The sequence below is a fragment of the Halobellus sp. EA9 genome, from assembly GCF_051195055.1.
Lineage (GTDB): Archaea > Halobacteriota > Halobacteria > Halobacteriales > Haloferacaceae > Haloquadratum > Haloquadratum rubicundus.
Window position 1 is genome coordinate 1 of the sequence record NZ_JBNTJW010000045.1, and the last position, 925, is coordinate 925.

Below are 925 nucleotides of genomic sequence, written 5' to 3' on the forward strand. Positions count from 1 at the left end.
CGTTGCTGGAGCGGCTGATTGAGGACGCTCAGAAGATCCACCAACAACGACCAATCTTACAAGAAACGCTCGCTACCGCTACACAACCGAGGTGTGAGTCTTAGCTAAAGACGAATGGTGCGTACACGCCCCCAGTAGATTGCGAAGAAACCGTTACACCGTTACCTTGTGGTTTAGCGGCCAATGACCCGGTACTCCGGCGAGGACAGAGCGGTTCAACAGACACCGATGAGTACGAACTACAGCGATTCCGACCAGACGTATCGCATTGAAACTAAAACTTCGGCCGGTTCGATTGAAGATCCCATTACGGGCGAACAATACGAGATTGACGGGTATGAGGACGGCCGTGGCGGGGTGATCGAGGTGGCCCGCCCGGATAGCGCGAAGCATATTGTGGACAGTACCAGCCGCCGGCGATTCCTGAGTCAAGCGCCGACCTCAGACGCCGTAGCAAAGGCGAGACAGGAGCGGTTCGAGTTTGCCCACAGCGACGTGGCGCTTCGATTCAATCAAAAAGAGTATGGCACGTTCGAGGAGGTGGACTTAGACCCGGCTGAGGGGTTCGACCCAAAGCACGACTCCACTAACAATGGTCCCCGAATGAAGGCCACCAAGGCGTATCAAACGCTTCTGGAGAACGGCCACGACGCCGAAGCCGCATACCTCCGGGCACTTCCGAATGTTGACACGCAAGGCAACTTTGCCCGGTTCGTGCGTGAACAGGGACTAATCAGCTATGAGTAGCAACCGATGAACCGACACAACACCTCGAAGCGGATTGAAGCCCTGAAGGAGAGTAACAACGTTGAACGGGTGCGGAAGGCCCGGAAGCTGATTCACGACATTCGGTAGTTCCCATTGAGTCAGCTGATAGTCACGACTGACGAGGTTACGTTCGCAGAAAGCGTCTGGATGGATGTTG

The 925-nt window shown here is 55.4% G+C and carries 1 protein-coding gene; it reads left to right on the forward strand.

What is annotated here, in order from left to right; translation table 11 throughout:
• Nucleotides 1-183 precede the first annotated feature (183 nt).
• The gene (locus tag ACQUQ0_RS17570; protein ID WP_435187050.1) at nt 184-747 is read left to right on the forward strand and encodes a hypothetical protein; all 564 of its coding nucleotides are present in this window, start codon (nt 184-186) and stop codon (nt 745-747) included.
• Nucleotides 748-925 lie beyond the last annotated feature (178 nt).

What these genes read in the sequence shown, in the direction of transcription:
- ACQUQ0_RS17570 (WP_435187050.1), top strand. Translation starts at nt 184, where the DNA reads ATGACCCGGTACTCCGGCGAGGACAGAGCGGTTCAACAGACACCGATG.